Raw genomic sequence first — 25,351 nt, 5'->3', positions numbered from 1 at the left:
TTGTCAAGGGATTTATCGAGAAATCTGGCAGATGGTATCAGTATCTCTATTTGATTGCTTTGACTCTGGCTTTGATATCCCAAGAAGTGACGATGACCTTAATCCCAGCAATAGTAATTGGTTGTGTCTTCTTTTATAGACCCTTGAATTTACTAGCTAACTGGCCAATAATAATTGGGGCGGGAATAATGGGGATGGTATTTGTATATAATGCTGTTTTCTTCAAAGTTAAATGTCTAACTCCTCTAATTGGTTTGTCCTCAGCAACAGTTGGTCACTTACACCTTCATCTCTCTAATGTTTCTTTTTTTACCAATAAAGTTTTTGTTGGTTTTAATCGCATGAATACAATCCATGCGTTGTTTTTGTTTCTAGGTCTCATCCTCTTCATCTTGCAAAGAAATGGTAAAAGCGTTTTTGTTGGTGCCAGCATTATTATTAATGTAATTTTTGTGAGTATCTTAGTGACTTTGACTGGGTCAAGGTATGCCTACTCATTCTATCCATTATTTATTTTGTTTTCAGTCTATAGTATCTTTAGCATCGCTTTAGTGTTAGGTAACAGATTCAATCAAATTTTAAATAACCAATTACCTTTCAAAACCATAGTTTTATTATTTGCGATTGTGCTGTTAGCCTTTAATATAGAAACAGACAGAATAGTAAATAGCTACAGCGAGTCCCTAACCCCACGTCATATCCTCATTTCTCAATATATTGTTGACCATTTTAAACCAGGAGATGTAGTTATTTGTAATGTTCCTTCTGTCCATGCAAATGTTTTAAATGGAGCAGATTATTATGTGCCACACCGGATGTCCTTTTTTGATGCAGTTTATTGGAATGACGGACGTTTAATTGGTCGCTGGGAAGGTCGTTCAGCACTGGTTAATGTAGATCAACTTAGTCATGTTTTTGAAAAACATAATCGGATTTGGATTCATCTACTTCACCAACCTCAATTGCCTAAGGATTCTGAGTTAGCTCAACTTTACGACCTTTTGCAGACCAGCGGAAAACCAATTTTAGATACATTCGGTGCCAATCTTCGTCTGTGGGAACGAGATGATGGATTGCTTCAACGTGTTCCTAATCGAGGTAGAGACCTGGGACCTTACTAAAAAAAGGTTGTTAAGTAAAAATTAGTCCTATTGCCTCAATTATTGAGTGGGCTAATTAGTCTGTATAATGCAAAAAAAAAAATATTAAAATAAATAATTAGGGTATTTTATCCATGAAAAAAAAGCTATTTTTGCTGATTAAAACCACAATTAGCGTAGCGCTAATTATCCTGGTATTTACACGGATAGATTTTGTTCAAGCCTGGACACAATTTAGAGAACTGTCTTTACCTTTTGTTATTGCCTCTCTACTTTTCTACACAGTACTACAATGGTTGAGTTGTATCCGCTGGCAAGTGGTTCTAAAAGCCACTAAATATTCAGTTCCGATTACTAGCCTTTTCAGCAGCTATTTTGTAGGCATGTTTCTCAATATTTTTCTGCCCGGTGCCTTGGGTGGAGATGTTTACCGGGTCTATAAAGTATCCCAAGAAACTAAAGACTCTGAGGTGGCATTAGTATCGGTATTTCTAGAGCGATTTACTGGTTTGGCAGCCTTATCTGCACTAGCAGTGATGGGCTTACCTCCTGCTTTTAAAATTATTGGAAGTTGGGATATTATCCTGCTATTTTTTGCTTGTGTTGCCGCTTTAGTAGGAGGGGTTTTACTGATTATCAGTCCCCAGCTACTAATTTGGACGGAGCCGCTATTAACAAAGTTACACCTTAATAGTGTGGCATCTCGCTTTGCCAAAATCCAACTGCTATTAAGAGAGTTTGCTCAGCACCGTGAAGCTTTAGCTGTTTCGATGGGACTTTCATTTTTGCTACAGTTAGGGATTGTTTACTATCACTACTTAATTGCTCAACAGCTAAATATCTCTGTTTCCTACTTAGAGCTTTTAGTTTTTGTGCCAATTATTGTCGTGGTTACTTTACTCCCCATTTCTCTAGGAGGATTAGGTTTAAAAGAGGGACTATGGGTTTATCTATTTACTCGAATTGGTCTCACCGCAGAGCAAGCATTGTTGCTTTCCCTGACCATAACCTTACAAAGTTGGTTATTAAGTTTACCAGGCAGTATAATTTTATTATTTGATTCTGCTGGCTATAAGCAAGTTAAGAGTCAGTTAAAGAATTAATAGTTTCCCCTGTTAGAATCCTCTCGGAGGGAGATTCTAACAGGGGAAACTATCGAGTCTAACCAAGACTTTCCAGATTTTATCAAGGGGAGAGGTCAAACATAGATGAAGTAACTGTCATTCAGATTCAAGCCTGTGGTATCCCGAACCAGACTGATTAATTCATCTGTGTTATCGAAAATACCATTGTTATTGGTATCCATATAGACACCTGTGCCTTGGCTTGAGCCAATAGTGACAGATTCTCGCAGCACATAGTCACTAGCCTCACCCTGGAGTTGGAGCTGGTCACCATCTGCAATGTTGAAGTCCACTATTAGGGCATAATCATAGTTACCATCAGTATTATAGTAAACATTGCCCTGACCAATAACAAAGTTATCTGCCCCTGCACCGCCAATAAGAGTATCTCTTCCCTCACCACCGTAAAGCAGGTCATCTCCATCTCCACCCTCAAGAAAATCTAGACCAGCTTCACCCAAAAGGATATCATTCTCCTCACCACCATAAATTCGGTCGTTACCAGCGCCGCCTAGGAGAGAGTCTTCACCTTGATTGCCGCTGAGTCGGTCATCACCAGCATCGCCGTGGAGGCTATCGTTACCAATACCACCGTATAATCTGTCATTGTCATCTCCGCCGTAGAGATGGTCATCACCTAAATCGCCGTAGATACTGTCATTACCAAGGCCACCATAGGCAATGTCATTGCCAAAGGAAGTGTATATTTTGTCATACCCCTCACCAGCATCGAGCCAGTCATTTCCGTCTCCACCGTGGAGTAAATCGTTACCAAGTTCACCAACTAAAGTATCGTTATCCTGGCCACCAAAAAGCTGGTCACTACCTACGCCGCCAGAGAGACTATCATCACCTTCGTTCCCCCAGAGACTATCATCACCTTCTTGCCCCCAGAGAGTATCGTTACCTAAGCGACCATATAATCTGTCATAGCCTTCCCCGCCTTCGAGAGATTCATTACCTTGATCACCGTAGAGACTATCATCACCCATCTCTCCATAGAGAGTATCATGACCTGCCAAAGCATATAACTTGTCATTGCCATCGCCACCGTAAATTAAGTCATTCCCGTCTCCACCGTTAACTATATCATCAGCTTCCTCACCATAGAGGGTATCATTATCCTCGCCACCATAAAGCCGGTCATTACCGTTGCCGCCGAATATCAAGTCCTCACCTTGGTTGCCACGGAGCCGATCATTACCCTCATCCCCGATCAGGGTATCATTACCAATACCACCGCGTAAGTCGTCACTGCCATACCCACCTTCGAGGCTGTCATCACCATAATCACCATAGAGGCTATCATTACCTCTACCACCATAAGCAATATCATTACCAAACCCTGTATATAATCGGTCTCGTCCTTCACCACCTTCGAGTAAGTCATCTCCATCTCCAGCATAAAGATAATCGTTGTCATCCTCACCCAATAAAGTATCGTTACCGCCGTAACCTTTTAAAAAATCGTGACCAGCTGCACCGATAATGCTATCCTCAAATTCAGTACCGTCAAGTCGATTATTACCAGGATCACCGTACATAATAGCCATTATTTCTAACTCCTTTGTACACAGAGAAAATTAAGTTAAAAGTTTAATTGGACAAGTAAGAACGTAGTTATCAATTGCAAAATTAAAATCAAAGTTTTACCATAAGTATTATTTTCGGCAAAGTTATCTATTTTGCATCTGCTGAAAGCATTAATTAGATTATACTCAGATCTTGCACATCATCAGACAAAAATCAAAAGCTCGCTCATGTAACCAGGGTATAAGTGTATGAAACTTAGTCAAAATACTAAGGAAGAGCGGAGGGGGTTACATGAGCCATGAAAAGCTTACTATATAAGGCTTTTAGGCCAAGAAAATCATGGAATATACAGTCCCAAATTAACTCTCTATTCATTATCTGGAAGCTCAAATTTCGGCAACTGTTCAATAGCATGATCAGCAGCACAGTTAGACATTGACTTTCATTGAGGTTAATTTTGAATACTTTTTGGTAAAATTAAGGAAAGATTTCTATTTTAGAGTTGTCCACTAGATAACTCTATTATTTTTTAGTATCGTTTGCTAAAATTATTATCATATATACTTTTAAATCTTATTTTTACCCCTTATTTTAGGCAAATAATGTTGGCAAATTTCTGTAAAAATCTGGTTTTTTTTAGCATTATTTTTAATTAAAAATAAAAATGGTTTTTAAAGTCATTTTTATTAGCAAAAATGTTCAATAAACGATCAATTTTAGTCAGTTCAAAGATCATCCTGACTTGTGCATTTATAGAGCATATAGCAAGCTGGCATCCAGCGATTTTAGCGGTTTTAATTGTTGATACCAAAGCCCCGATACCAGAACTATTAATCAAGGTAATTTTTTCAAAATCAACTAAGATAATATCTACCCCATATTCAACAAGATTGTGAATATCTTGATGCAGTTTATTGGTGGTTATATCATCTAAAATTCCACAAGGTTGAAGTATTTTAATAGTTTGATTCATTTCAACAGCCCTGAATATTACAAATTTTACCACAGTGGAAGACTATGGAGATTGAGCACCAAACCAGAAGCCAGGATTAATGCTCGTCGCTTTAGTGGAGGATTACTGGAAAAAATATTTCCAGGCATTGGACAGTTCAAAACCTTGAAAGTCTTTCTGATTATCAAGAAGGGAGCATCCCATATTTGCACATAACACTTTGAATTATGCTTTTAAACCCTAGTATTATCGCTAGTTTGAGCGATGGATTTGCTAAATTGGGATGCTCCCTTATGATTTCCCTCCACCATCTAATTTAAGTATTTGACTCGGTCTGGGAAACTACTTTGGTACCACCCATGCCAAGCTTGTTGACTTTGGCCCATGCTAATGTATCTTGCTGTAGGCTAACAACAGGGGTTTCAATATAGAACCACCAGAAAACTCTTGAAAAGTCGATTGCTGACTTGAGCAGACGTTTACGACCAAATTTAGAGACTCCGGAATAGCGGTTATGCCACGGAGTAGATACTTCCGTAATGTTGTAACCCTGACCCGCTAGCACTGCTAGTAGGAAGCGATGGGTGATTTTTTCAATGGGCAAAGGAGTGAGCAAATCCCGACGCACCAGTTTAATCCAGTTCATGTCGTGAATGTTCATCCCAAAAGCTATGCGACAGCTACCATTGGCAAATTTAGAAGTTTGTAGTTTATTGTCACCACGTTTCTGTCGCCAACCAGCAACACCATCGACATCAGGCCCACAAGCTTCTAAAAGAGCGGGAAGGTCGGTTTTAAAATCTGATTCGAGATCGGCTTGACCCCAGAAAATCCAATCGGTGTTGGTGTGGGTGACGGCGGTACGCCACACAGCTGCAACACCTCGTCTTTGGGGGTGGCGAATCACCTTTAAGAAGGAGTACTTCTTCTGTAGAGATACTAAGATTTGGGGGGTCTGGTCTACACTGCCATCATCAACCAGAAGTACTGGCAAAGTAAAACCAAGATTATCAAAAGTCAACTGTAAATCCAAGAATAGTTTTTCTAAGTTTCCTTCTTCGTTCAAGCAAGGAATAACAACAGTAATTGACCGACTAAAAAGAGGAGGTAAAGGACGTACATTTTGAGCTGTCATGACTATCTATATAATAAGTTTAAGTTGACTTAGTTGTGCTATAAGCTGCCGTTGCAAACTTCTTTACTTGTCTATACTTAATAGTCTGGAGGAGTGATATTTGCTTACCTGTACGTGTAATTGTTTGCGATGTTGATGTTGATGTATAACTTTTATAAATTCTTGATTCAAGCTTCATAAAAATATAGTTATTTTCGATAATATGAAGTACAAAAATTGGGTTGTTAGGCTACAAAATTAAAAGTTTGGTATTTTTTTTTGTACCTCATGAAGATAGAAAAGGCTAGATAAATTTTAATAATTCTGATTGACAAAAGGCGGTGACTGTTTTATACAATTGATTTTTGGGCGTTCCTGAATTAATTAATGAATAGGAGTATAGTGGGCATCCTGCCCGCCCCAAAAGATCTGGTGCCCTTGACCCATTAAGAATTAAATTCACCACGGGTCGCACTTTTGGATAGAAGGTGGGGAGATAGAGAGATAGGGGGCATGGGGTTCGGAGTTGTCTGTTTCATGCCTCAAACCTAAACGTGAAATGTCATAAGTAGTCGGACAAAAGTAAACGGCACTATATCAACTTTTGTAAAATCCAGCGATTGCGCTACGCGCAGGCTACGCCAACGCTCTCAAGGGCAACGATTGTGTATCTTAAGTAAACTTAACAAAGCGAACTTTATTTATGCCCGACTACTTATCTTCCAGTATTAGACTGTTAATTTGCTCTCAGTTTTTTTTTTAAGTCTCCCTATAACAAACCTTTCACTAACACTATCTTAAACATCAAGATGATAAAGTTTACATAAAGCATTAAATAAAGAAGTTTATAAGCACCTAAGCCGAATTAATTGATGAGCATAAATCTATGTAAACTTTGCCCTGTAAAGTTTTTAGTTTTTTTAATGTGAATTAATTTTGTGTACCTGCTTATAAAAGTTGTTAGCTGGTAGACATAAAATGAATACAGATTTTCTGCGTGAATCTACAGATTTAGTGGCTAATGTTCTCTACGCAAGACCATTGGCTACTTATGATTCGATGGCAGCAAGTGGCGCTGTGGGAATCAATGCTGATTGGGAAAACAACGAATCACAAAGCTGGTATATCGAAGCACAGCGGCAGGGTGAAGAAGCCATACTTAGCGGTTTAATCAACGACGATCAGGCTGCTATTGAAGCAGGATTAACAATGTTCGATTGGGGGTTTGCTCAGCAATCTGCCGATGGCGGTTTCGAAGGCACAGGGGACCCCTTTCACAGTACTTCTCTATTTATCCATGCAGTAGCTCGTAGCCTCCTGCTGATTCAGGGCTCTTCCTACTCTCAACAGTATGCAGATGTTATTGAAGGTTACAAGGAAAAATTATCAGATGCAGCAGATTGGATGATTCAACCGGAAGTTTGGGAGACAGGCACCAGTAACAACGAACCCTATACTCATCGCCGTTATGTTGTTGGCACTGCCTTGGGACTAACAAGTCAGCTAACAGGTAATTCGGAACTAATGGATTATGCCCGTCAGTCCCTGGCAGATGGTCTAGCACTGCAACAGCCAGACGGAGTTAATCCCGAACTTGGAGGTTATGATAGCAGCTACCAAATGGTGGGTGTACTCTATGCAGCGCAATGGGTGAGCTACTTCCCAGAAGAATCCCTGACTGCTGAAGTTATAGAAATGATTAACGACGCAATAGCGTGGGAACAAACTAGGATTCTGCCAGATGGGCAAATCAGTACTGAGGGAAATACCCGCACTTCCGGACAAGAAATTCTCAGAAGTGGTGAACTTAAAAATATAAACAACAGGGAAATCATTCGAGGATTGGCCTACTGGGCATCGGTAACTCAAGACCAGGATTTGACAGAGGATGCCTATGAGGTTGGGCAATTCTACTACGCTGATGACCTTAGTCTCATGCCAGCACTTTATCCAGGGGACGACATCTTTGTTGGTACTAATGATCAAGACAATATCTTCAGTGGTGATGGTGATGACTTGATTCGTACTGATAAAGGTAATGACATTATTGAGGGAAATAATGGAAATGATACCTTGAAAGGTGGTAAAGGTAATGATAATCTTGATGGCAACGCCGGGAATGACTACATAGATGGTAGCAAGGGTGATGATACCCTAAGTGGTGGCGAAGGTGATGATTTATTGAATGGGGGTGCAGACAATGACCTTATCAATGGAGATGCAGGGGATGATACCCTCAAAGGTGATAAAGGTAAAGATACACTCAATGGAGGTGTAGGGAGTGACACCCTAGATGGTGGCCAAAATGATGATACCCTTAACGGAGGCGAAGGTGATGACTTCTTGAATGGGCGTGCAGGCAATGACCGTCTCAATGGAGATGCAGGGCATGATTTTCTGTATGGAGACAGAGGAGATGATGAACTTCGGTCTGGTACAGATAATGACACCTTATTTGGTAGTGCCGGAAATGACACCCTATATGCTGGCGAAGGTAATGACTTCTTGGATGGGGGGGCACACAATGACCTTCTCAATGGAGATGCAGGAGATGATTCTCTGTATGGTGACCGAGGTGAAGATACACTCAATGGAGGTGTAGGGAGTGACATCTTAGATGGTGGCAAAGATAATGATACCCTTAACGGAGGCGAAGGTGATGACTTCTTGAATGGGCGTGCAGGCAATGACCGTCTCAATGGAGATGCAGGGCATGATTCTCTATATGGAGGCCTAGGAAATGATGAACTTCGGTCTGGTACAGATAATGATACCTTATTTGGTCATAACGGAAATGACACCCTATATGCTGGCGATGGTAATGACTTCCTCAACGGTGGTGTAAATAATGACCTTCTCAATGGGGATGCAGGGAATGATACCCTCCAAGGTGACCAAGGTGAAGATACACTCAATGGAGGTGTAGGAAATGACATCCTATATGGTGGCCAAAATCATGATACCCTTAACGGAGGTGATGGTGATGATACCCTAACTGGTGATGTAGGTCACGACCTCCTCAATGGAGATGCAGGGAATGATTCTCTGTATCGAGGCAAAGGTAATGATCAACTTAATGCTGGTATAGGTAATGACATCCTGTATGGTGGTGAGGGAATAGATACTCTTACTGGTGGTGCAGGGGCAGATAAGTTTGTTCTTGGTAAAAGCAGTGTTTACTATAATACTAATGGTGCCAGTGATTATGCCCTGATCTCGGATTTCAACATTGCAGAAGGTGACCAAATCGAGCTTCAGGGTGAGGCTAGTGACTATCTGCTGCAAGAATCTGTTGCCCTTGGCTCAAGCGAAGGTACAGGTATTTATCGAGACACCAATAAAAATGGTATTTATGAGAGTACAGATGAATTAATCGCTCTGCTCAATGGATCGGAAGCATTAAATCTCTATGACATTACCACGTTTATATTTAACTAGTTCCAGCAAGAAGTCAAGAGGTTTGGAGCGAGATTGCGCTGCTGTATATCCCGATTCCTAGGGTGGGCTGATCCCGTTCGCTTTATACCAAATCCGGTGCGCGAGAGTACCTCTATCTCAAACAACATAATTCAATCCAAAAGAGGATTTGCATCATTTTGGTAAGGCTAATTTATAAACCGGATTTGGTATTAAACAGGTTTCAAATTTTCAACACAGCAAGATTATAGCAAAAGTAACCTTACGAGTGCGGGACTTTAAACCGATTTGGATGGTAAATTGAGTTATGTCTAAACTAAAATTCCTATTCTGGCTCTGCTGGGGTTATGTGGCGTTTATCTCTTTGTGGCTTATGCTGCGAATCCTGTGGTTTGACCACCCTTGGTGGCTTGGTTTTGTCACCTATCTAGCTGTGTATTTGTTTGCGCCATTGCCTTTAATACTGGTAGTAAGCTTGTGGAAGCGTTGCAGACGATTACTCTTCGGACTGACTATACCAACCATCGCCTTTAGCATTTTCTATGGAGTGCTGTTTCTGCCATCATTGTCGAGTCGAGCACAAGGAGCTGGAGATTCTATCAAGGTGATGACTTTTAATGTATTTAGTGGAAATAAAGACCACAAAGGAATCATGAGGGCAATTCGTGCCTCTAGACCAGACATTGTAGGGCTACAGGAAATTAACCCCAAGCTCACCACAGCCTTGGTGCAGACATCGGCAAAAGACTACCCTTACCGAGCGATAACGTCGCCAACTCCGGGGCAGCCAGCTGGAGTGGGGATTTTAAGCCGCTTTCCCATCGAGACAGCAACTGCTTTTCCCTTGCCAGGGGGTCGTCTTGGCATTCAGGCAGTACTGCGGGTAAATCACCAACGTCTCAATGTAGTAGTAGTAGATTTACTGCACGATCCTACCCTAAAAACCCCTGCTCCCCAAGTCCCATCGGTAGCTACGGAGTATTCCGAAAATAAAGTGATAGAAATCAAGCAATTAAAACAAGAATTGCTTCATGAAGGTTTACCTTTTCTGCTCTTGTGCGATTGCAATTTAGCTGACACCTCCCAAGCCTATAAACAAATTGCCAAATTTGCTAGGGACAGTTTCCGCAAAGTAGGGTGGGGGTTTGGACACACCCTTTATCTCAAGCCAATTCCTTTCCCAGTGCAGCGCTTTGACTACATTTGGTATTCCGATGGCATGGTGGCGACTGAGGCAAGGGTTGGACAAGATCGTGGTGGTTCAGACCATTTGCCTGTTTTTGCTCAATTCAAGCTCTATGAATAGGCTCCTGATATAAACTTTTGATTTTTATAAATTACTTATAATTAAAATATCAGCTATCAGCTTATGTGCTACGCACACGCTTGCGCGTTCAGCTATCAGAGTTTCAATTATCATTAATATTGAACTCTTAAATTATTCCATTCGAGGTTTATTTGAAGCTGACAGCTGACAGCTGACAGCTTCAACAATTACTTACCAAATCCCCTTACCTGTATTGGTAGACTCTGAAGAGATACACTGCTTTAATTGCTCACGTAATGTATCATGATCTAAATCTTGTCCAATCAGCACTAATTGATTTTTTGGTTCACCTTTCCACTCATCATCTTCAATAGAGAAACGCTTACCACTGAGGTGGAATATGTGACGGTGAGGACTTTGATCAAACCAGAGAATTCCTTTAGCGCGGAAAACATTAGAGGGTAACTTATTGTCTAGGAAATCCTGAAACTTCCGAAGCCCTAGGGGCTTGTCACTCACGAAAGAAAGAGACGTGAATCCGTCAATTTCTAGGTGATCGGAGTGATGGTGATGAGCGTGATCATGGTCATGATGGTCATGATGGTCATGGTCATGGTGGTGATGATGGTCATGATCATGGTCATGATGGTCATGATGGTCATGATCATGGTGGTGATGATGGTCATGATCATGGTCATGGTCATGATCATGATCTGATGTTTTGCTGTCGAAATACTTATCGGACTCAAACAGGCCAACACTGAGAATTAAAGGCATTGGCACTTGGGCTTTAGTAGTTTTCAAAATCCTAGCATCAGTTTTCATATCTCTGAGCCGGTTTTCCAAGTGGTCTACATTGGCTTGATCTACCAAGTCAGTCTTGTTGAGGATAATAATATCCCCATAAGCAATCTGATTAGTTGCAACGTCACTATTAAATAGATCGATACTAAAGTTTTCTGAATCTACCATAGTGACAATAGAATCAAGACGAGTCATATCTCGCAATTCTGTGCCCAAAAAGGTTAGCGCCACTGGTAAGGGATCCGCTAATCCGGTGGTTTCCACCACTAAATAATCCAGCTTGTCTGGATGCTCCAATATTTTGTAGACTGCTTCAATTAAATCATCATTAATGGTGCAGCAGATACAGCCATTATTCAGGGCGACCATATTATCATCAGTACTGATAATCAGCTCATTATCAATACCAATTTCACCAAACTCATTAACAAGGACCGCTGTTTTGACGCCTTCTTGATTACTTAATATATGGTTAAGGAGGGTGGTTTTTCCGCTACCCAGGAAACCAGTAATAATGGTAACGGGTAAGCCTTGTTTCGGCGCTTCCATCCCTTGACCAGATGGGGATTCAGTCGGTAAGGTTTGCATAAGGCAACGTTTGAAAACAGTTCAGAATCAAGGTCTACCAATATATCGTATTTTATCTAAAACAGCAATTAATCTCCCGCTAATATTACGGGTATAACGGGAGACGGGGCTTATAAAGTGCGGACGCAGGTGAGCCACAAAGCCCCTCATGCAATTGCGTATACCTTGACACTTTACACAGAATATGTTAAAATGTAAAAGTATATCAAAGAGTAAATAATGGTCGAAAAAGCTTACCGTTACCGTTTCTATCCAACCCCTGAACAGGAAACTCTGCTGAGGAGAACTCTAGGATGTGTAAGACTTGTTTACAACAAAGCTTTAGATGCTAGGACTTCAGGTTGGTACAAACGCTCCCGACGGATAAGCTACAAGGAAACTTCCTTAATGTTGACAGAATGGAAAAAACAGGATGACTTGTTCTTTTTGAATGACGTTAGTTCTGTTCCTCTTCAGCAAGGATTAAGACATTTACAAACCGCTTTTACTAATTTCTTTGCCGGTCGAGCTAAGTATCCTAACTTCAAGAAAAAACGTAATGGTGGTAGTGCAGAATTTACTAAGTCAGCATTCAAATGGGAAGATGGTCAAGTCTATCTTGCCAAATGCAAAGAACCTTTACGGATTCGTTGGAGTCGTCAGTTACCTGCAAACTGTACTCCAAGTATTGTTACAGTTAGCTTAGATTCATCTGAGCGGTGGCAGATCTCAATTAGGTTTGATGACCATAGAGATTTGAGCTTACCGACCACAGATAAACAAGTTGGCTTGGACTTAGGAGTGACTAGCCTGATCACAACCAGCGACGGAGAGAAAATTGCCAATCCCAAACATTTAAAAAAGCTCAAGAAAAAGCTAGCTAAATACCAAAAAGCTTTGTCACGAAAACAAAAAGGTTCTAACAATCGTTACAAAGCCAGGTTAAAGGTTGCCAGGGTGCATGCACAAATCAAAGACGCTAGACGAGATTTTACCCACAAGCTAACTACTCAACTGGTCAGAGAAAACCAATTGATTGCGTTTGAAGATTTAGCTGTGAAAAATCTGGTCAAAAATCACAAACTAGCTCAAGTTATCAGTGAGGCCAACTGGGCGGAAATAATTCGTCAGATAAAGTACAAGTCTCAATGGTATAATCGAGAAGCCATTGCCATTGATAAGTGGTTTCCTAGTAGCAAACTGTGTTCTGTTTGCCTAAATCGTGTTGAGTCTTTACCTTTGAATATTCGGGAATGGAATTGCCTATCCTGCAATGCTCACCACGATCGTGATATCAATGCATCAATTAACATTTTGGCGGCAGGACTTGCCGTGTCAGTCTGCGGAGCGACCGTAAGACCCGAAGAGAGTAAATCTCGGAAGGCTGGTGCGAAAAACTCCCCCAAGGGGAGAAGGAAACAGAAACCTAAGTCGTGAGTCTTAGGAATCCCTGGTTATAATCTTTGATTTAACCAGGGAGGATGTCAAAAGTATATCTATAGCCCACTGTTGGTGATTTTATCTTTTCTTTGTCATGACCCTACACCTTTACAATACCTTAACCCGCCGCAAGGAATCCTTTGAGCCATTGGAAACTGGTAAAGTCCGGATGTACTGCTGCGGCATTACGGCCTATGACTTTTGCCACTTGGGTCATGCTAGAACTTGTATTGTCTGGGATACTGCTCGTCGCTACTTACAATGGCGGGGCTATGATGTGAATTATGTCCAAAACTTTACAGATATTGATGATAAAATCCTGAACCGAGCGCGAAGGGAAGGCACCTCTATGGAGGCAGTATCTGAACGCTTCATTGATGCCTATTTTGAAGATATGGCAAGGCTGAATGTCAAAGAGGCTAATGCTTACCCCCGCGCGACTCATACCTTAGATGGAATCAAGCGACTGGTGTGTGAGTTGGAACAAAAGGGCTATGCTTACGAAGCGGATGGGGATGTGTACTATTCAGTGCGTCGGTTTGATGACTACGGCAAACTCTCTGGGCGCAAGTTAGAGGATTTGCAAGCAGGAGCCAGTGGACGGGTAGATGTAGCAGACTCCACTGAGCCTAAGAAGAAAGACCCGTTTGATTTTGCGCTTTGGAAAAGCGCTAAGCCAGAGGAACCCTCCTGGGAATCCCCTTGGGGACCAGGTCGTCCAGGTTGGCATATTGAATGCTCGGCGATGGTGCGAGATATGCTAGGGGAAACCATTGATATTCATACTGGTGGCTCTGACTTGGTTTTCCCCCACCACGAAAATGAAATTGCTCAATCGGAAGCCTTAACTGGTAAAAGCCTAGCCCGTTATTGGTTACACAATGGCATGGTCAAGGTGGATGGAGAGAAAATGTCTAAGTCTCTAGGCAACTTTACTACTATCCGAGACTTACTCGACCGTCCGGTTGACCCGATGGCAGTGCGCTTATTTGTGTTAATGGCGCAATACCGTAAACCAGTAGATTTTACGGATGATGCGATCGCATCTGCTACCAATGGCTGGCAAACTCTCAAAGAAGGCTTGCTTTTTGGCCATAACTATGGTATACAATTAGGATGGCAAGACCAATCAGCCACACCCACACCCTCTAACTCCTTGCAGGTAAAAGAAACTATAGCGCAACAGTTTCAAGAAGCCGTAGATGACGACTTAAACTTTGCTGGAGGCTTAGCGGTATTGTTTGAAGTGGCCAAAGGGTTACGCCGGGAAGGCAATATCCTCGTACATCAGGGTAAAACAGAGACTCCTGCTTCAGAATTAGAGCAGCAATGGCGTAGTCTGGTGGAATTAGCCCAGGTATTAGGGTTAGAAGAACAACCAGAAGAAGAAGCTGAAGTTTCTACGGATGGATTGAGTGATGGGGAAATTGAGGCACTGATTCAGCAACGGGCTGAAGCACGGAAAACCAAGAACTTTGAATTAAGCGATCGCATTCGCGATGACTTGCAAGCTCAAGGGATTACGTTGATTGACCAGGGTGGTGGTGTTACCACATGGCATCGCAATTAAAGCTGAATTGTGAAGACGGCAGCTCAATTGTGAAAGTTTTCCGCTGAATTGTGAAGACGGCAGCTCAATTGTGAAAGTTACCAGCAGCCCTTGGCTCTCGGTGTAGGGAAGGTTGTGCAGAATGGTGAATGCACTACAATTGCCATGGGACTTTCTAGCAGTTGAGCCACGACATCACTTTTGGTAGGACAATATCATGTCAATCTCAGATAAAAATCAGGAACTAGAAGTATTAACTTGTGATGATAAACTACTTTGGGATACATGGTTGTCAATGTTCCACTTTCCCACACTTACCGTCGCTGATGAACTAGGGCTTTTCTCTCTATTAGATCAAGCACCTGCAACCGCTCAAGAGGTAGCAAGAAACTTGTCATTGGGGTCTCGTGCTACCGAAGGGCTTTTGGGAGTAATGGCATCACTAGGTTATCTTGTGCAGCTCAATGGAAAATTCCACCTTACCCAGGTATCACAAACTTTTTTACTCCCTCATAGTCCTTATTACTGGGGCGGCATACTACATTTCATACGAGAAAATCCTCTATCCCATTCCTCTCTCCTAGAAGCTTTTCAGAATGATAGGGCTAACATTTACAACAAGAAGGATGTTTGGGAAACCCATGAAGTAGACGAAGAAAAAGCTAAAGCTTTTACCAGGCATATGCACAGTCAAACCGTTTCTCCTGCGATTGGTGCTGCAAGTAAAGGTGACTTTTCTAATGTAAAACATCTTCTTGATGTAGGAGGGGGTTCTGGTGCTTTTTGTTTTGCCTTAGCTCAGCGTTACCCTCAAATTCACTGCACTATTTTAGAATTACCAACAATAGGCAAGATAGCCAAAGAATACATAGCAGAAGCTGGATTATCTGACCGAGTAGATACATGTGTGGGGGATTTTTTCAAAGACCCTTTTCCTGCTGGCTACGATGCCGTTTTATTCAGTAATATTTTTCACGACTGGGGATGGGAAAAATGTTTATACTTAGCCAAGCAAAGTTTTGAGGCCTTACCCAATGGAGGTCGAATTTATTTACATGAAATACTACTAGCAGATACTAAAGACAGTCCCCTAATTGCTACTTCATTTTCCCTGTGCCTATTTTGGGTTACTGAGGGTAAGCAATTTAGTGCAGCGGAGCTTGAGCAACTTTTGCAAGAAGCTGGGTTTGAAGAAATATTAATAGTTCAAACTTACGGTTATTACTCACTTGTTAGCGCTAGAAAACCATAAATTCCGACCACCTCCAAGGTCAAGCGCACCTTAAGCAAATTATACACTGAAATTACTACCCAGTAAGGATTTCAGCTTGCATGTCACCCCCCCAGGGTTTTTTGTCTCAAGTTTGGCACCGGAAACTAGACTATCAGACCCCTAGCCATACTAAATGGTTTAGTTAAAAACGAGGAAGATCAATAACTGAAAGTCGTTTGGCTAACTTACTTTCTAACTTTCCACATCCCGTGAAAAGTCAGATTGTTAGTAGACATTCCACTCTTGTATAATTTTTTCTCTTTCTGAACTGTCCATTTGAGGTAAATCTTTCCCAAGTGCGTATTCCATTTGCGGTGAAATAGTTATTTCATGACTTTCGTCTATGGCTATGTGTTGATTAACTTGCTCTTGGGTTAAAATCCCTTTGGCTATATATGTTGATAATATTTCTCGGACAATCTTAAAAGCATTATAGGGAATTGATGTCAATTTTGACCCAGTAATGTGGATATACCTCCCCCCATTTTGATGTTTATACCTATAGCGAACCGGCTCATCATCTCGTTTAGCCGCCTCTAAATCATTAGCAGGTTGGCGACCTGGATAAACTTGAACGGCTTTCTTAAGCTTTACATCTTCAAGTTCTTTAGCCCAAGGAATCCACCTAGAAATACCATCTTTGATGGCTTTCATCATCTCTTTTTCACTCCTTCCCATTATCTGGGGCAAATTCTTATGCCATTGTTCATAAAACTGATTGGAATTTGTATCTATAGGAAAGTGTAATTCGGCTTGGTTATATTCTGGGCCATAAAAAATGGCAATAAAATCATAACCAACTTTAATAATTCCTCCGTATTGACCTCGGATCAGTATAGTACTTGAAAAACTTTCTGCCAGTCCTGGTATTTGTGATTTAAGCCCTTGATAAATCTTATATAATCCATATACTTTAAGCTTAGCTATATTCCCCTCTTTCTGTATTTCACCTTGAAGGGATGGACTAGAAATTTCTAAGCCTCCACCATAACCAGCATTGATTACGGTATCAAAATAAAGTTGGTTACTGTTTTTTATTTCTAACTCAAATCCATGGTCATTTATACAAATACTTTTGACTCTAGTATTACCTTTAAAACTCAATAAATTATTATTGATTAACAAGCCGATTAAGTTAATCATATGAGTACAATATTCCCCCATATTTAACACAGGCTGTTTAACTTTAACTGCTCCATAAAAAGTTTTTTTTGTGCTTTTATTGACCCAATTATTTTCTGGATTTGTCGATAAACCTAGACTAGGTAAAAAATACTTGATACTCTCTTCATCTATTATTTCTGCTATTTCTTCTGGTTTGCCAAAAAAATTATCATATGGGTGTTTTCTTAAATGTTTTTTATAAACATCTATCAGAAAAATAGCTACTTCTTTGAAGGTTACTCCTTCTCGATTTATTGCCGTATTATTTGGATCATTTGGAACCAAGTAATTTATCTGACTATCCCCAAAAATATAGTCGGGCATTAGCTTTCTAAATAAAACAGTTTGCTTAAACAACATTTCTAAGGTATTTCTGTGTCCTCCATAAATAAAGTGATGCAAAATACCTGTGTTGTTAGTCGAAGCACTTTTACTATTAAAGGGTTTTGATTCTGCTTCAAAAATGGTCACTTCAGCCAGTTCTAATCTAGCGAGAATAGATGCTATTGATATACCCATAGCACCCGCGCCAATAATTGCTATTTTTTGTTGCTCTTTTGGAGATATATGGAATGGTATTTTCGTTCTTGCCATATCTTCAACTTTGTAGTGAGACTCTGAGGGTGTGACATGAGCACTAAAAAGCTTAGTATATCAGGGGAAATCCATCTAAATCTGTCTCAAAAATTACATTTAAAAAGTAAACAATAGTATAAAAAATCTCTAATCAACCTATTGATTCTTAATAAGCCCAATTCCTTCTCAATTATTGGCCGTGTTATCCTTGGTCGATTTGAGAGTACTTTACATTCTGGTTCCGTACGTGGAACAGGCATCTTCCCCGTGGTGTGGAACGGGCATCTTGCCCGTGGTGTGGAACGGGCCGGGCTCTCTCAACCGATGTCAAGAGGGGTAAAATCAAGGAGAGCCCGTCCCTAACGCACCCTAAACCATATTTGAAAATATGATATTTTCAATTCTAAATTCTTCATTCTTAATTCTTAATTCTCATAGCTTAACTCAAAGTCAAATTCCAGACCAAATTGTGCCATTCTGGATTGATATAGAGCATCAAAACTACTAGTCTCTTCTGAAGAAAAGTGGTTTTTCCAATCTCCTACAATTCCTTTGCGCATATGTTTGGGGATACCTTCTCGCTGAGGTACCCAATCCAGATTAGCTTTGGGATTGATTGCCATTGCAGAAAAGTCACTGGCGGCAACCACAGTATCGAGTAAATTGGAGGTTAAGGGAATATCGATAAAGCTAGCAACATCGGTAACGACTTGAGCTAAATCTTTTTTCATGTCTTCGTACTTAACAAACATGACATTATCTGAATCTTGGCTCGCTTTCCACCAGTCGAATACATGATCAAATATTGAGCCATAGGCAACCTTACCTTCACGATATAGCTGAATAAATTCGCTCCAACTCCCCTCGTATCCCATTTTGCTCAATGCATGATAATAATAGGAAACAGCATTATCCTTAGGATTACGAGCAACATAAATATACTTTGCTTTAGTTTCCCCAAACATTGGCATCAGAGACAACGGTAAATGAGTGTGAAAGTAACGGCGATCGCCAGAAGTTTTAATCAGATTCTCTAAACCTCCATAACGAGTTGCTGCACCTTCTAACCAAGGCACTGCTTCACTCAATACTTTGTCGCCCTGCTCTCCATTTAAGCCAAGCAAGTGAACAATCTGCTCCATCCATGTTGTCCCAGATTTAGGATAGGCGACAACAAAGGTATCCCGATCCCCCACTCTAAAGTCCTTAAGGGCATCCATTTCCTTCTGGGTAATGAAAGCTGGAAAGACAATTAGACCTTCTGGATTCTTACCGTCTTTAACCAGTGCTTGCTTATAGTCTGCCATGGATTACAGGCTCTTCCGTACTTGTTATGCTAAATAAACAGTATTTCACAGCGGATCACCGGAACAGGGAACAGGGAACAGGGAACAGGGAACAGGGAATAGCGATGGGCTGCATTAAAACAGGGAATCAACTTCAAAGAATACTGTACCTCATGAGTCCTAGAAACGCTAGATCAGGATTAATTTTGGCAATTACGGAGAAAATCCAATGACCAATTATGTTTATATAGCAACAAGCTTAGATGGATTTATCGCTACAAGTGATGGCGGATTAGATTGGCTAGAACAAATACCTAACCCGGAACAAAGTGATTATGGATATGCTGAATTTATGAAAAGCATAGATGCCATAGTTATAGGAAGAAAAACCTTTGATAAAGTTTTGAGTTTTGGTCAATGGGTTTATCAGAAACCCGTTTTTTTATTAAGTAATAGCTTAACGAAACTTCCAGAAAAAATTTTTGGTAAAGCAGAAATTGTTCGTGGAGATATAAAAAAAATAATTAATCAGTTGAATCAAAAGGGATATACAAATCTTTACATAGATGGAGGTAGAGTAATACAAAGTTTTCTTCAAGAAGACCTTGTTGATGAAATGATTATTACTCGCGTTCCAATTCTTTTGGGAAAAGGCGTTCCTTTATTTGGTACGCTAGAACAACATCTTAAATTCCGACACAAAAAAACTGAAATATATAATGATACTTTGGTGAAAAGCTACTATATAAGAGACAGAAACCGGGGAGATAACAGATAACCTGGTTTGTTAACTGACTACGGATTTTGCCATTAGTCCAATGAAACTTAGACAATCGTTTATCTGGGGAATTTCTTTGGGAGTGGTTGCCCTTTCGGGAATTACTTGGCTGATTATCAATCAAGACAATCCTCTCGACCAGTTACGGGAAACAAAAAATTGTCAAAACTGTAATTTAGCAGGGCTAGAACTTTCAAAAGAGGATTTAAAAGAAGCGAATCTGGAAAAGGCTAATTTAGAAGGGGCTAACTTAGCGGGAGCTAATCTAGAAAAAGCTAATTTGGTAGGGGTCAACTTAGAGGGAGCTAACCTAGAAAATGCTAACCTGAAAAAAGCTAACTTCAGTGGGGCTAATCTCCGTAGAGCTAACCTGAAAAAAGCTGACCTTATTTGGAGCAATCTAACAGAAGCTAACTTAGAACAAGCTAATCTCCAAGAAGCAAACTTATCAAATATTTTCGCCAAAGCAATTAAGCTCGAAAGAGCTAACTTCAGGGAAGCTAATTTATCAAAATCCAATATGGTAGGGATTAATCTGAGTGGAGTTAACCTAGAAAAAGCGAATCTCCAAGAAGCAAGACTGGCTGAGTTGAATACAAGTGCTTCATTGCCATTCGATCACTATTTAATAAGTGCCAATCTCAGGGGGGCTAACTTGATGGGAGCGAATCTTGAACGGGCTGACTTGAGGGGAATTGACCTCTCCGATGCTAACCTCTCCCAAGCTAGCCTCAAGGGAGCAAAACTAGACTATACCTTGGAGCTTACTGATTGGGGTTCTCCCGACAAAGTTTACCGTGCCAACCTCAAGGGGGCGAACTTAACAAATACCATCATGCCCGATGGTAGCACCAATCAATAGGCGATTGAATACTCGGCTCTGGTAACTTTCAGATGTTGGGAATGAATCGGGCGTTGCTTAATAATGAAATTATTCTAAGAGTGAGCTGGAATTGGCATCTTGGTGGAACTGGCATCTTGCCAGTTTCATGCTTATTTTGGGGCGGGCAGGATGCCCACTCTACTCCTATTCAATATATTGTCGGGCGGGCAGGATGCCCACTCTACTTCTATTCAATATATTTTGGGGCGGGCAGGATGCCCACTCTACTCCTATTCAATATATTTTCGGGCGGGCAGGATGCCGGTACTGGTTCCGTCGAATTTGAAGGCTAAAAGCCTTGCAGGTCATGAAATAGGGGCATGCTGGAGTTAACAGAAGCTTTTACAGCAATGGTGGTTGTATGATCGAACTATTTTCCCACCCATGTCCTGGATGTGGAAGTGAGATGGAGACTTGGTATATTGGGAATGCGATTTAGTTAAGGTTTGAGATGCAGCTCTGACCGATGATGTGGTGGAGTTTATGGCAACTCGGTTACAGAAGTTTTCCATTAAATATAATCAAATATCAATTTATCAAAAAAGACTTATCATTCGTCTAGTTGATTTTTATATAGGTAACTTGAAGTGAAGCTTTCAGAGAAAGAAACTATTAAAAATATTCACCTTTTAGCATTCGGTGAAAAAGAAGGAGAGGAGGTCGCTCAACTTGCAGAAGATTTTCTTGCTCTGCCAGAAACCATTTCAATCAATGTAAAGCGTGATGACATGATTGTAGGAAATGTGATGTTTACACCATTTTCATTCAAAGATCATCCTGATAAGAAATGTTATCTGTTAGCACCTCTTGGTGTACTACCGAAGTATCAACGTCATGGTCTGGGTAAAGAGTTGATTGAAACGGGTATTAAGTACCTTAAATCCATTGGTACTGATGCTGTCTTCGTATTAGGTGTACCGACATATTATCCACAACATGGATTTGTTCCAACAGATAAACAAACACCATACCCTGATCTACTGACAATCCCAGAAGCATGGATGATGCTTGAACTGAATGCGGGATCTACAAGTCATCTTCGTGGTGAAACAATTGCTGTAGAACCAATCATGGATCCTAAGTTTTGGGATACGTCAGGGCGCGGGTAATCGTTAAACTTCTACATTTAAACTCAGTCTACGCAGCTGCGAGCTTGGACGTAAAACCAACACTTATGCGTTCATCTCGCAAAAACATCCATTGAACCCTTGATGTCTACTGGTTAGTACACAACTGTGTGCGAGTTCATTTCACTACGAAGATTGTGCCTGGGGTGAAGTTAGGCATTTTGGAGGTGGGTATCTCACAGGTCCAAAGTTATTCACGATTCGATATGCTCTGTAAACAACTAATGGCAAAACTTTTCGCTTCTCACCGTGAACCAGTGCCAGGATGCCAACTCTACTCCTATTCAATATATTTTCGGGTGGGCAGGATGATATTTTCGGGCGGGCAGGATGCCCACTCTACTTCTATTCAAAAGAAGATTCAGCAACGCCGTGATTTTAGCGATCGCGTTTGCTGATCAAGTTACGATTCATTTTATCAAAACTTAACATAATCTTGCTCTAAGCTTTACGTTTCTTGACGAAATAATATTCACAATTCATTTAATATTCCTTTAAACAACCCGAAAAGCGGTCTGGCGCAGTAGCAAATTGCAAAGCTGTGATCAGCCTATGCTGGTGCGAATCGCCTAATCCCATCCCCTAAAGACAGGATTAAATCCCCGTAATTGTTTAATTTTATTAAGAAAACCCCAAAAAGACGGTTTGTGTTCACCTTTGGTGTAGCCTATCCCTAAGCTCTGGCAAATTTTCTGTATACTTGACCACATTTTGGACTACCGATAAGTCATTTTAAGGGAATTATATGTGGTTGCTCTATATCCAGAAGCTAGTCAAGCGCAAATATTACATTTAGTGCATTACTAATAAAACTATGAACCAGAACAAGCGTCAGGCATACTGGCGTGCCAACATCGCATTAATTCGGAATCTCTTAATTGTTTGGGCATTCGTATCCATTGTATGTAGCATTCTGCTAGTAACATTACTAAATAATGTCAGTGTAGGGAATATTCCCCTAGGCTTCTGGATGGCACAACAAGGTAGTATTTTTACCTTTGTTGTCCTAATTTTTATCTACGCTATACAGATGGATAAAATTGACCGTAAATACAAAAAGTAATGTTTACGGTTGGGAACTAAATGGCATTGCGTAACTAAAGAATACGATCAAGTAAAGTTTGATAATTTAGTAATTATCAATTACTAGTTGGCAATTACAGCGTTTTTCATAACTATGAGGTATACAGGATTTTTTTCATGTTTACTATTCCCTGTTCCCTGCTCCCTGCTCCCTGCTCCCTAAAACCCAGAAGTTTGTAACTCAGCGAATTGAAAAACGCTGTATCAATTAGCAATTATTTAGACAAAGAAATATCTATGACAGTTGAAGTTTGGACCAGTGTATTGGTCATTATTTCGTTTATTCTCTACCTTTACATTGGTTGGCGCTCTCGGGTGCGCGATAGTAAAGGGTTTTTTGTAGCAGATCAAGGTGTTCCCGCTGTTGCTAATGGTGCTGCTACAGCGGCGGATTGGATGTCTGCTGCTTCCTTTATTTCTATGGCAGGGCTAATCTCTTTCTTAGGATATGATGGCTCAATTTACCTAATGGGTTGGACAGGAGGATATGTCCTACTAGCGCTATTGTTAGCCCCTTACCTGCGGAAGTTTGGAAAATACACAGTACCGGACTTTGTGGGAGACCGCTATTACTCGAATGTTGCTCGGTTGGTAGCAGTAGTTGCTGCTATTTTTGTCTCCTTAACCTATGTCGCAGGACAGATGCGAGGGGTAGGTATTGTATTTAGCCGGTTTCTACAAGTGGATATCGGTCAGGGTGTAGTCATTGGCATGGTAATTGTGGCATTTTTTGCCGTGCTGGGGGGGATGAAAGGAATTACCTGGACTCAAGTAGCCCAGTATGGCGTGTTGATTGTGGCTTACCTGATTCCAGCGATTGCGATCGCAACTCTACTGACCGACAACCCGATTCCCCAGCTAGGATTCACCTTCAGTGACATTATCCCGAAGCTCAATCAAATTCAGGTAGATCTGGGTTTCCAGGAATACACTAAACCCTTTGCCAACAAGTCCATGGTGGATGTCTTATTTATCACCATCGCCTTGATGGTCGGTACTGCTGGACTTCCCCATGTGATTGTACGCTTTTACACCGTACGCAATGCTAGAGCTGCTCGTTATTCCGCTGGCTGGGCGCTATTATTCATTGCCATACTATACACCACAGCTCCTGCCGTTGCTGCCTTTGCCCGCTATAACCTGATTGATAGCCTCCATAACAATACCATTGAGGAAGTGCGTCAGCTAGACTGGGCAACGAAATGGGAAAATACTGGTTTATTGGCCTTTGACGATAAAAACGGCAATGGCAAGATTGAGCTGAAACCGGACAAAGAAACCAATGAAATAAAGATTGACCGAGATATCATTGTACTCTCCACACCAGAGGTAGCCAAACTTGCTCCCTGGGTGATTGCCCTAGTAGCAGCAGGAGGACTAGCCGCCGCTCTATCCACTGCATCAGGATTACTGCTAGTGATTTCTAGCTCAATCGCCCACGATGTCTACTACCGCATCATTAATCCTAGGGCATCGGAGTCCCAACGATTGATGGTAGGTCGAATTATGGTAATTGCTGCCATTGCCATTGCCGGTTACTTTGGTATCAATCCCCCTGGATTTGTAGCCCAAGTGGTCGCCTTTGCCTTTGGTTTAGCCGCTGCCAGCTTTTTCCCAGTGATTCTGCTAGGGGTATTTGATAAGCGAACCAACCGAGAAGGGGCAATTGCTGGCATGGTGGTAGGGTTAATTTTTACCACCGTTTACATCATTGGGGTGAAATTCTATAGTATGACACCCTGGTTTTTCGGTATTTCCCCTGAGGGGATTGGTACCGTAGGGATGGTACTTAATTTCATCGTGACTGTAGTGGTTTCTCGCCTGACACCCCCACCTCCAGCAGAAATTCAAGAGATGGTGGAAATGTTGCGAACACCTGGTGATGCTCCCCCAGCCCTTGATGATGTGGGTGAAGAGGAGTTGGATTGATCAAGGTTGAAGGTAGAAATTTTAAAGTTGAAGGTTGAAGGTTGAAGGTTGAAATTTGAAGGTTGAAGGTTGAAATTTGAAATTTGAAGGTTAAAAGTTGAAGGTTATGGGGTTGTTTGCGTAGGGTGGCCTATTGGCCAAGGTTGTTCGCCTTTGGCGTCCGGTTTAGGGTGAGTTATTGGTTATTGGTCTTCCATAGCTCGATTTTAGGACGATAGTTGAAACTAAACTAGCCCTTACTCAGTAACATCTAACCGTCTAACCTTCAACCGTCTAACCTTCAACCGTCTAACCCTCAACCGTCTAACCTTCAACCATCTAACCTTCAACCATCTAACCTTCAACCGTCTAGATCGGAAGATAAAAAGTCTAAAGTTAGGCCCTG

20 protein-coding genes are annotated in these 25,351 nt (G+C 41.1%); 14 read left to right on the top strand and 6 right to left on the bottom strand.

The annotated features are described in order from the left end of the window. The coding region (locus tag F6K52_RS11130) for a hypothetical protein (protein ID WP_293077368.1) at positions 1 to 1,121 on the top strand (1,121 nt) is incomplete at its 5' end. Between the two features lie 113 nt (positions 1,122 to 1,234). Next, complete coding sequence (locus tag F6K52_RS11125) at positions 1,235 to 2,203, top strand: lysylphosphatidylglycerol synthase transmembrane domain-containing protein (RefSeq protein WP_293077366.1); 969 nt, start codon at positions 1,235 to 1,237, stop codon at positions 2,201 to 2,203. A gap of 95 nt (positions 2,204 to 2,298) precedes the next feature. Here the strand turns inward: F6K52_RS11125 and F6K52_RS11120 are convergent, their stop codons facing one another. Together F6K52_RS11120 and F6K52_RS11115 are read right to left on the bottom strand one after the other, a co-directional pair. Continuing rightward, positions 2,299 to 3,777, bottom strand: coding sequence for a calcium-binding protein (locus tag F6K52_RS11120; protein ID WP_293077364.1), 1,479 nt, complete (start codon positions 3,775 to 3,777; stop codon positions 2,299 to 2,301). Positions 3,778 to 4,409: 632 nt separating this feature from the next. Then, entirely contained in the window at positions 4,410 to 4,730 is a 321-nt protein-coding gene (locus F6K52_RS11115; RefSeq protein ID WP_293077362.1) for an STAS domain-containing protein, read from the bottom strand. 51 nt (positions 4,731 to 4,781) lie between these two features. Between F6K52_RS11115 and F6K52_RS11110 the strand changes: the two genes are divergently transcribed. Further along, a complete protein-coding gene (locus F6K52_RS11110; RefSeq protein WP_293077360.1) occupies positions 4,782 to 4,925 on the top strand; it encodes a hypothetical protein in 144 nt (47 codons plus the stop codon). A gap of 100 nt (positions 4,926 to 5,025) precedes the next feature. On the opposite strand, the gene F6K52_RS11105 is transcribed toward F6K52_RS11110, so the two are convergent. Further along, positions 5,026 to 5,844: a glycosyltransferase family 2 protein gene (locus F6K52_RS11105; protein WP_293077357.1), complete on the bottom strand. Its 819-nt coding sequence runs from the start codon at positions 5,842 to 5,844 to the stop codon at positions 5,026 to 5,028. Between the two features lie 957 nt (positions 5,845 to 6,801). On the opposite strand from F6K52_RS11105, the gene F6K52_RS11100 reads away from it, so the two are divergent. Both F6K52_RS11100 and F6K52_RS11095 read left to right on the top strand, forming a co-directional pair. Continuing rightward, entirely contained in the window at positions 6,802 to 9,261 is a 2,460-nt protein-coding gene (locus tag F6K52_RS11100; RefSeq protein WP_293077355.1) for a calcium-binding protein, read from the top strand. 286 nt (positions 9,262 to 9,547) lie between these two features. Then, complete coding sequence (locus F6K52_RS11095; protein WP_293077353.1) at positions 9,548 to 10,546, top strand: endonuclease/exonuclease/phosphatase family protein; 999 nt, start codon at positions 9,548 to 9,550, stop codon at positions 10,544 to 10,546. 192 nt (positions 10,547 to 10,738) lie between these two features. Here the strand turns inward: F6K52_RS11095 and F6K52_RS11090 are convergent, their stop codons facing one another. Next, positions 10,739 to 11,899, bottom strand: coding sequence for a GTP-binding protein (locus F6K52_RS11090; RefSeq protein WP_293077351.1), 1,161 nt, complete (start codon positions 11,897 to 11,899; stop codon positions 10,739 to 10,741). Positions 11,900 to 12,118: 219 nt separating this feature from the next. Here F6K52_RS11090 and F6K52_RS11085 point away from each other — a divergent pair, with 219 nt between their 5' ends. The 3 genes from F6K52_RS11085 to F6K52_RS11075 all read left to right on the top strand — a co-directional run bounded on the left by F6K52_RS11085 (position 12,119) and on the right by F6K52_RS11075 (position 16,119). Next, on the top strand, positions 12,119 to 13,315 hold the full coding sequence (locus tag F6K52_RS11085) for an RNA-guided endonuclease TnpB family protein (protein WP_293077349.1): 1,197 nt from the start codon (positions 12,119 to 12,121) through the stop codon (positions 13,313 to 13,315). A gap of 97 nt (positions 13,316 to 13,412) precedes the next feature. Further along, positions 13,413 to 14,888 (top strand): cysteine--tRNA ligase, encoded by a 1,476-nt coding sequence (cysS, locus tag F6K52_RS11080; RefSeq protein ID WP_293077347.1) that lies wholly within the window; start codon positions 13,413 to 13,415, stop codon positions 14,886 to 14,888. Between the two features lie 196 nt (positions 14,889 to 15,084). Beyond that, complete coding sequence (locus F6K52_RS11075) at positions 15,085 to 16,119, top strand: methyltransferase (protein ID WP_293077346.1); 1,035 nt, start codon at positions 15,085 to 15,087, stop codon at positions 16,117 to 16,119. A gap of 246 nt (positions 16,120 to 16,365) precedes the next feature. Here F6K52_RS11075 and F6K52_RS11070 read toward each other — a convergent pair whose 3' ends face one another. Beyond that, entirely contained in the window at positions 16,366 to 17,898 is a 1,533-nt protein-coding gene (locus F6K52_RS11070) for an FAD-dependent oxidoreductase (protein ID WP_293077345.1), read from the bottom strand. A gap of 407 nt (positions 17,899 to 18,305) precedes the next feature. After that, entirely contained in the window at positions 18,306 to 19,187 is an 882-nt protein-coding gene (locus tag F6K52_RS11065) for a sulfotransferase domain-containing protein (RefSeq protein ID WP_293077344.1), read from the bottom strand. A gap of 208 nt (positions 19,188 to 19,395) precedes the next feature. Here F6K52_RS11065 and F6K52_RS11060 point away from each other — a divergent pair, with 208 nt between their 5' ends. From F6K52_RS11060 to F6K52_RS11035, 6 genes are all read left to right on the top strand, one after another. Further along, on the top strand, positions 19,396 to 19,944 hold the full coding sequence (locus F6K52_RS11060) for a dihydrofolate reductase family protein (protein ID WP_293077343.1): 549 nt from the start codon (positions 19,396 to 19,398) through the stop codon (positions 19,942 to 19,944). 40 nt (positions 19,945 to 19,984) lie between these two features. Then, positions 19,985 to 20,806, top strand: coding sequence for a pentapeptide repeat-containing protein (locus tag F6K52_RS11055; RefSeq protein ID WP_293077342.1), 822 nt, complete (start codon positions 19,985 to 19,987; stop codon positions 20,804 to 20,806). Between the two features lie 608 nt (positions 20,807 to 21,414). Beyond that, positions 21,415 to 21,936, top strand: coding sequence for an N-acetyltransferase (locus tag F6K52_RS11050; RefSeq protein ID WP_293077339.1), 522 nt, complete (start codon positions 21,415 to 21,417; stop codon positions 21,934 to 21,936). Positions 21,937 to 22,178: 242 nt separating this feature from the next. Next, positions 22,179 to 22,352: a hypothetical protein gene (locus tag F6K52_RS11045; RefSeq protein WP_293077337.1), complete on the top strand. Its 174-nt coding sequence runs from the start codon at positions 22,179 to 22,181 to the stop codon at positions 22,350 to 22,352. Positions 22,353 to 22,768: 416 nt separating this feature from the next. Beyond that, positions 22,769 to 23,017, top strand: coding sequence for a DUF4212 domain-containing protein (locus F6K52_RS11040; protein WP_293077335.1), 249 nt, complete (start codon positions 22,769 to 22,771; stop codon positions 23,015 to 23,017). Positions 23,018 to 23,274: 257 nt separating this feature from the next. After that, positions 23,275 to 24,966 (top strand): sodium:solute symporter family protein, encoded by a 1,692-nt coding sequence (locus F6K52_RS11035; RefSeq protein ID WP_293077333.1) that lies wholly within the window; start codon positions 23,275 to 23,277, stop codon positions 24,964 to 24,966. Positions 24,967 to 25,351: the final 385 nt, after the last annotated feature.

The organism is Moorena sp. SIO3H5 (assembly GCF_010692395.1).
GTDB lineage: Bacteria > Cyanobacteriota > Cyanobacteriia > Cyanobacteriales > Coleofasciculaceae > Moorena.
This window is presented reverse-complemented; position numbering and strand designations above follow the sequence as displayed.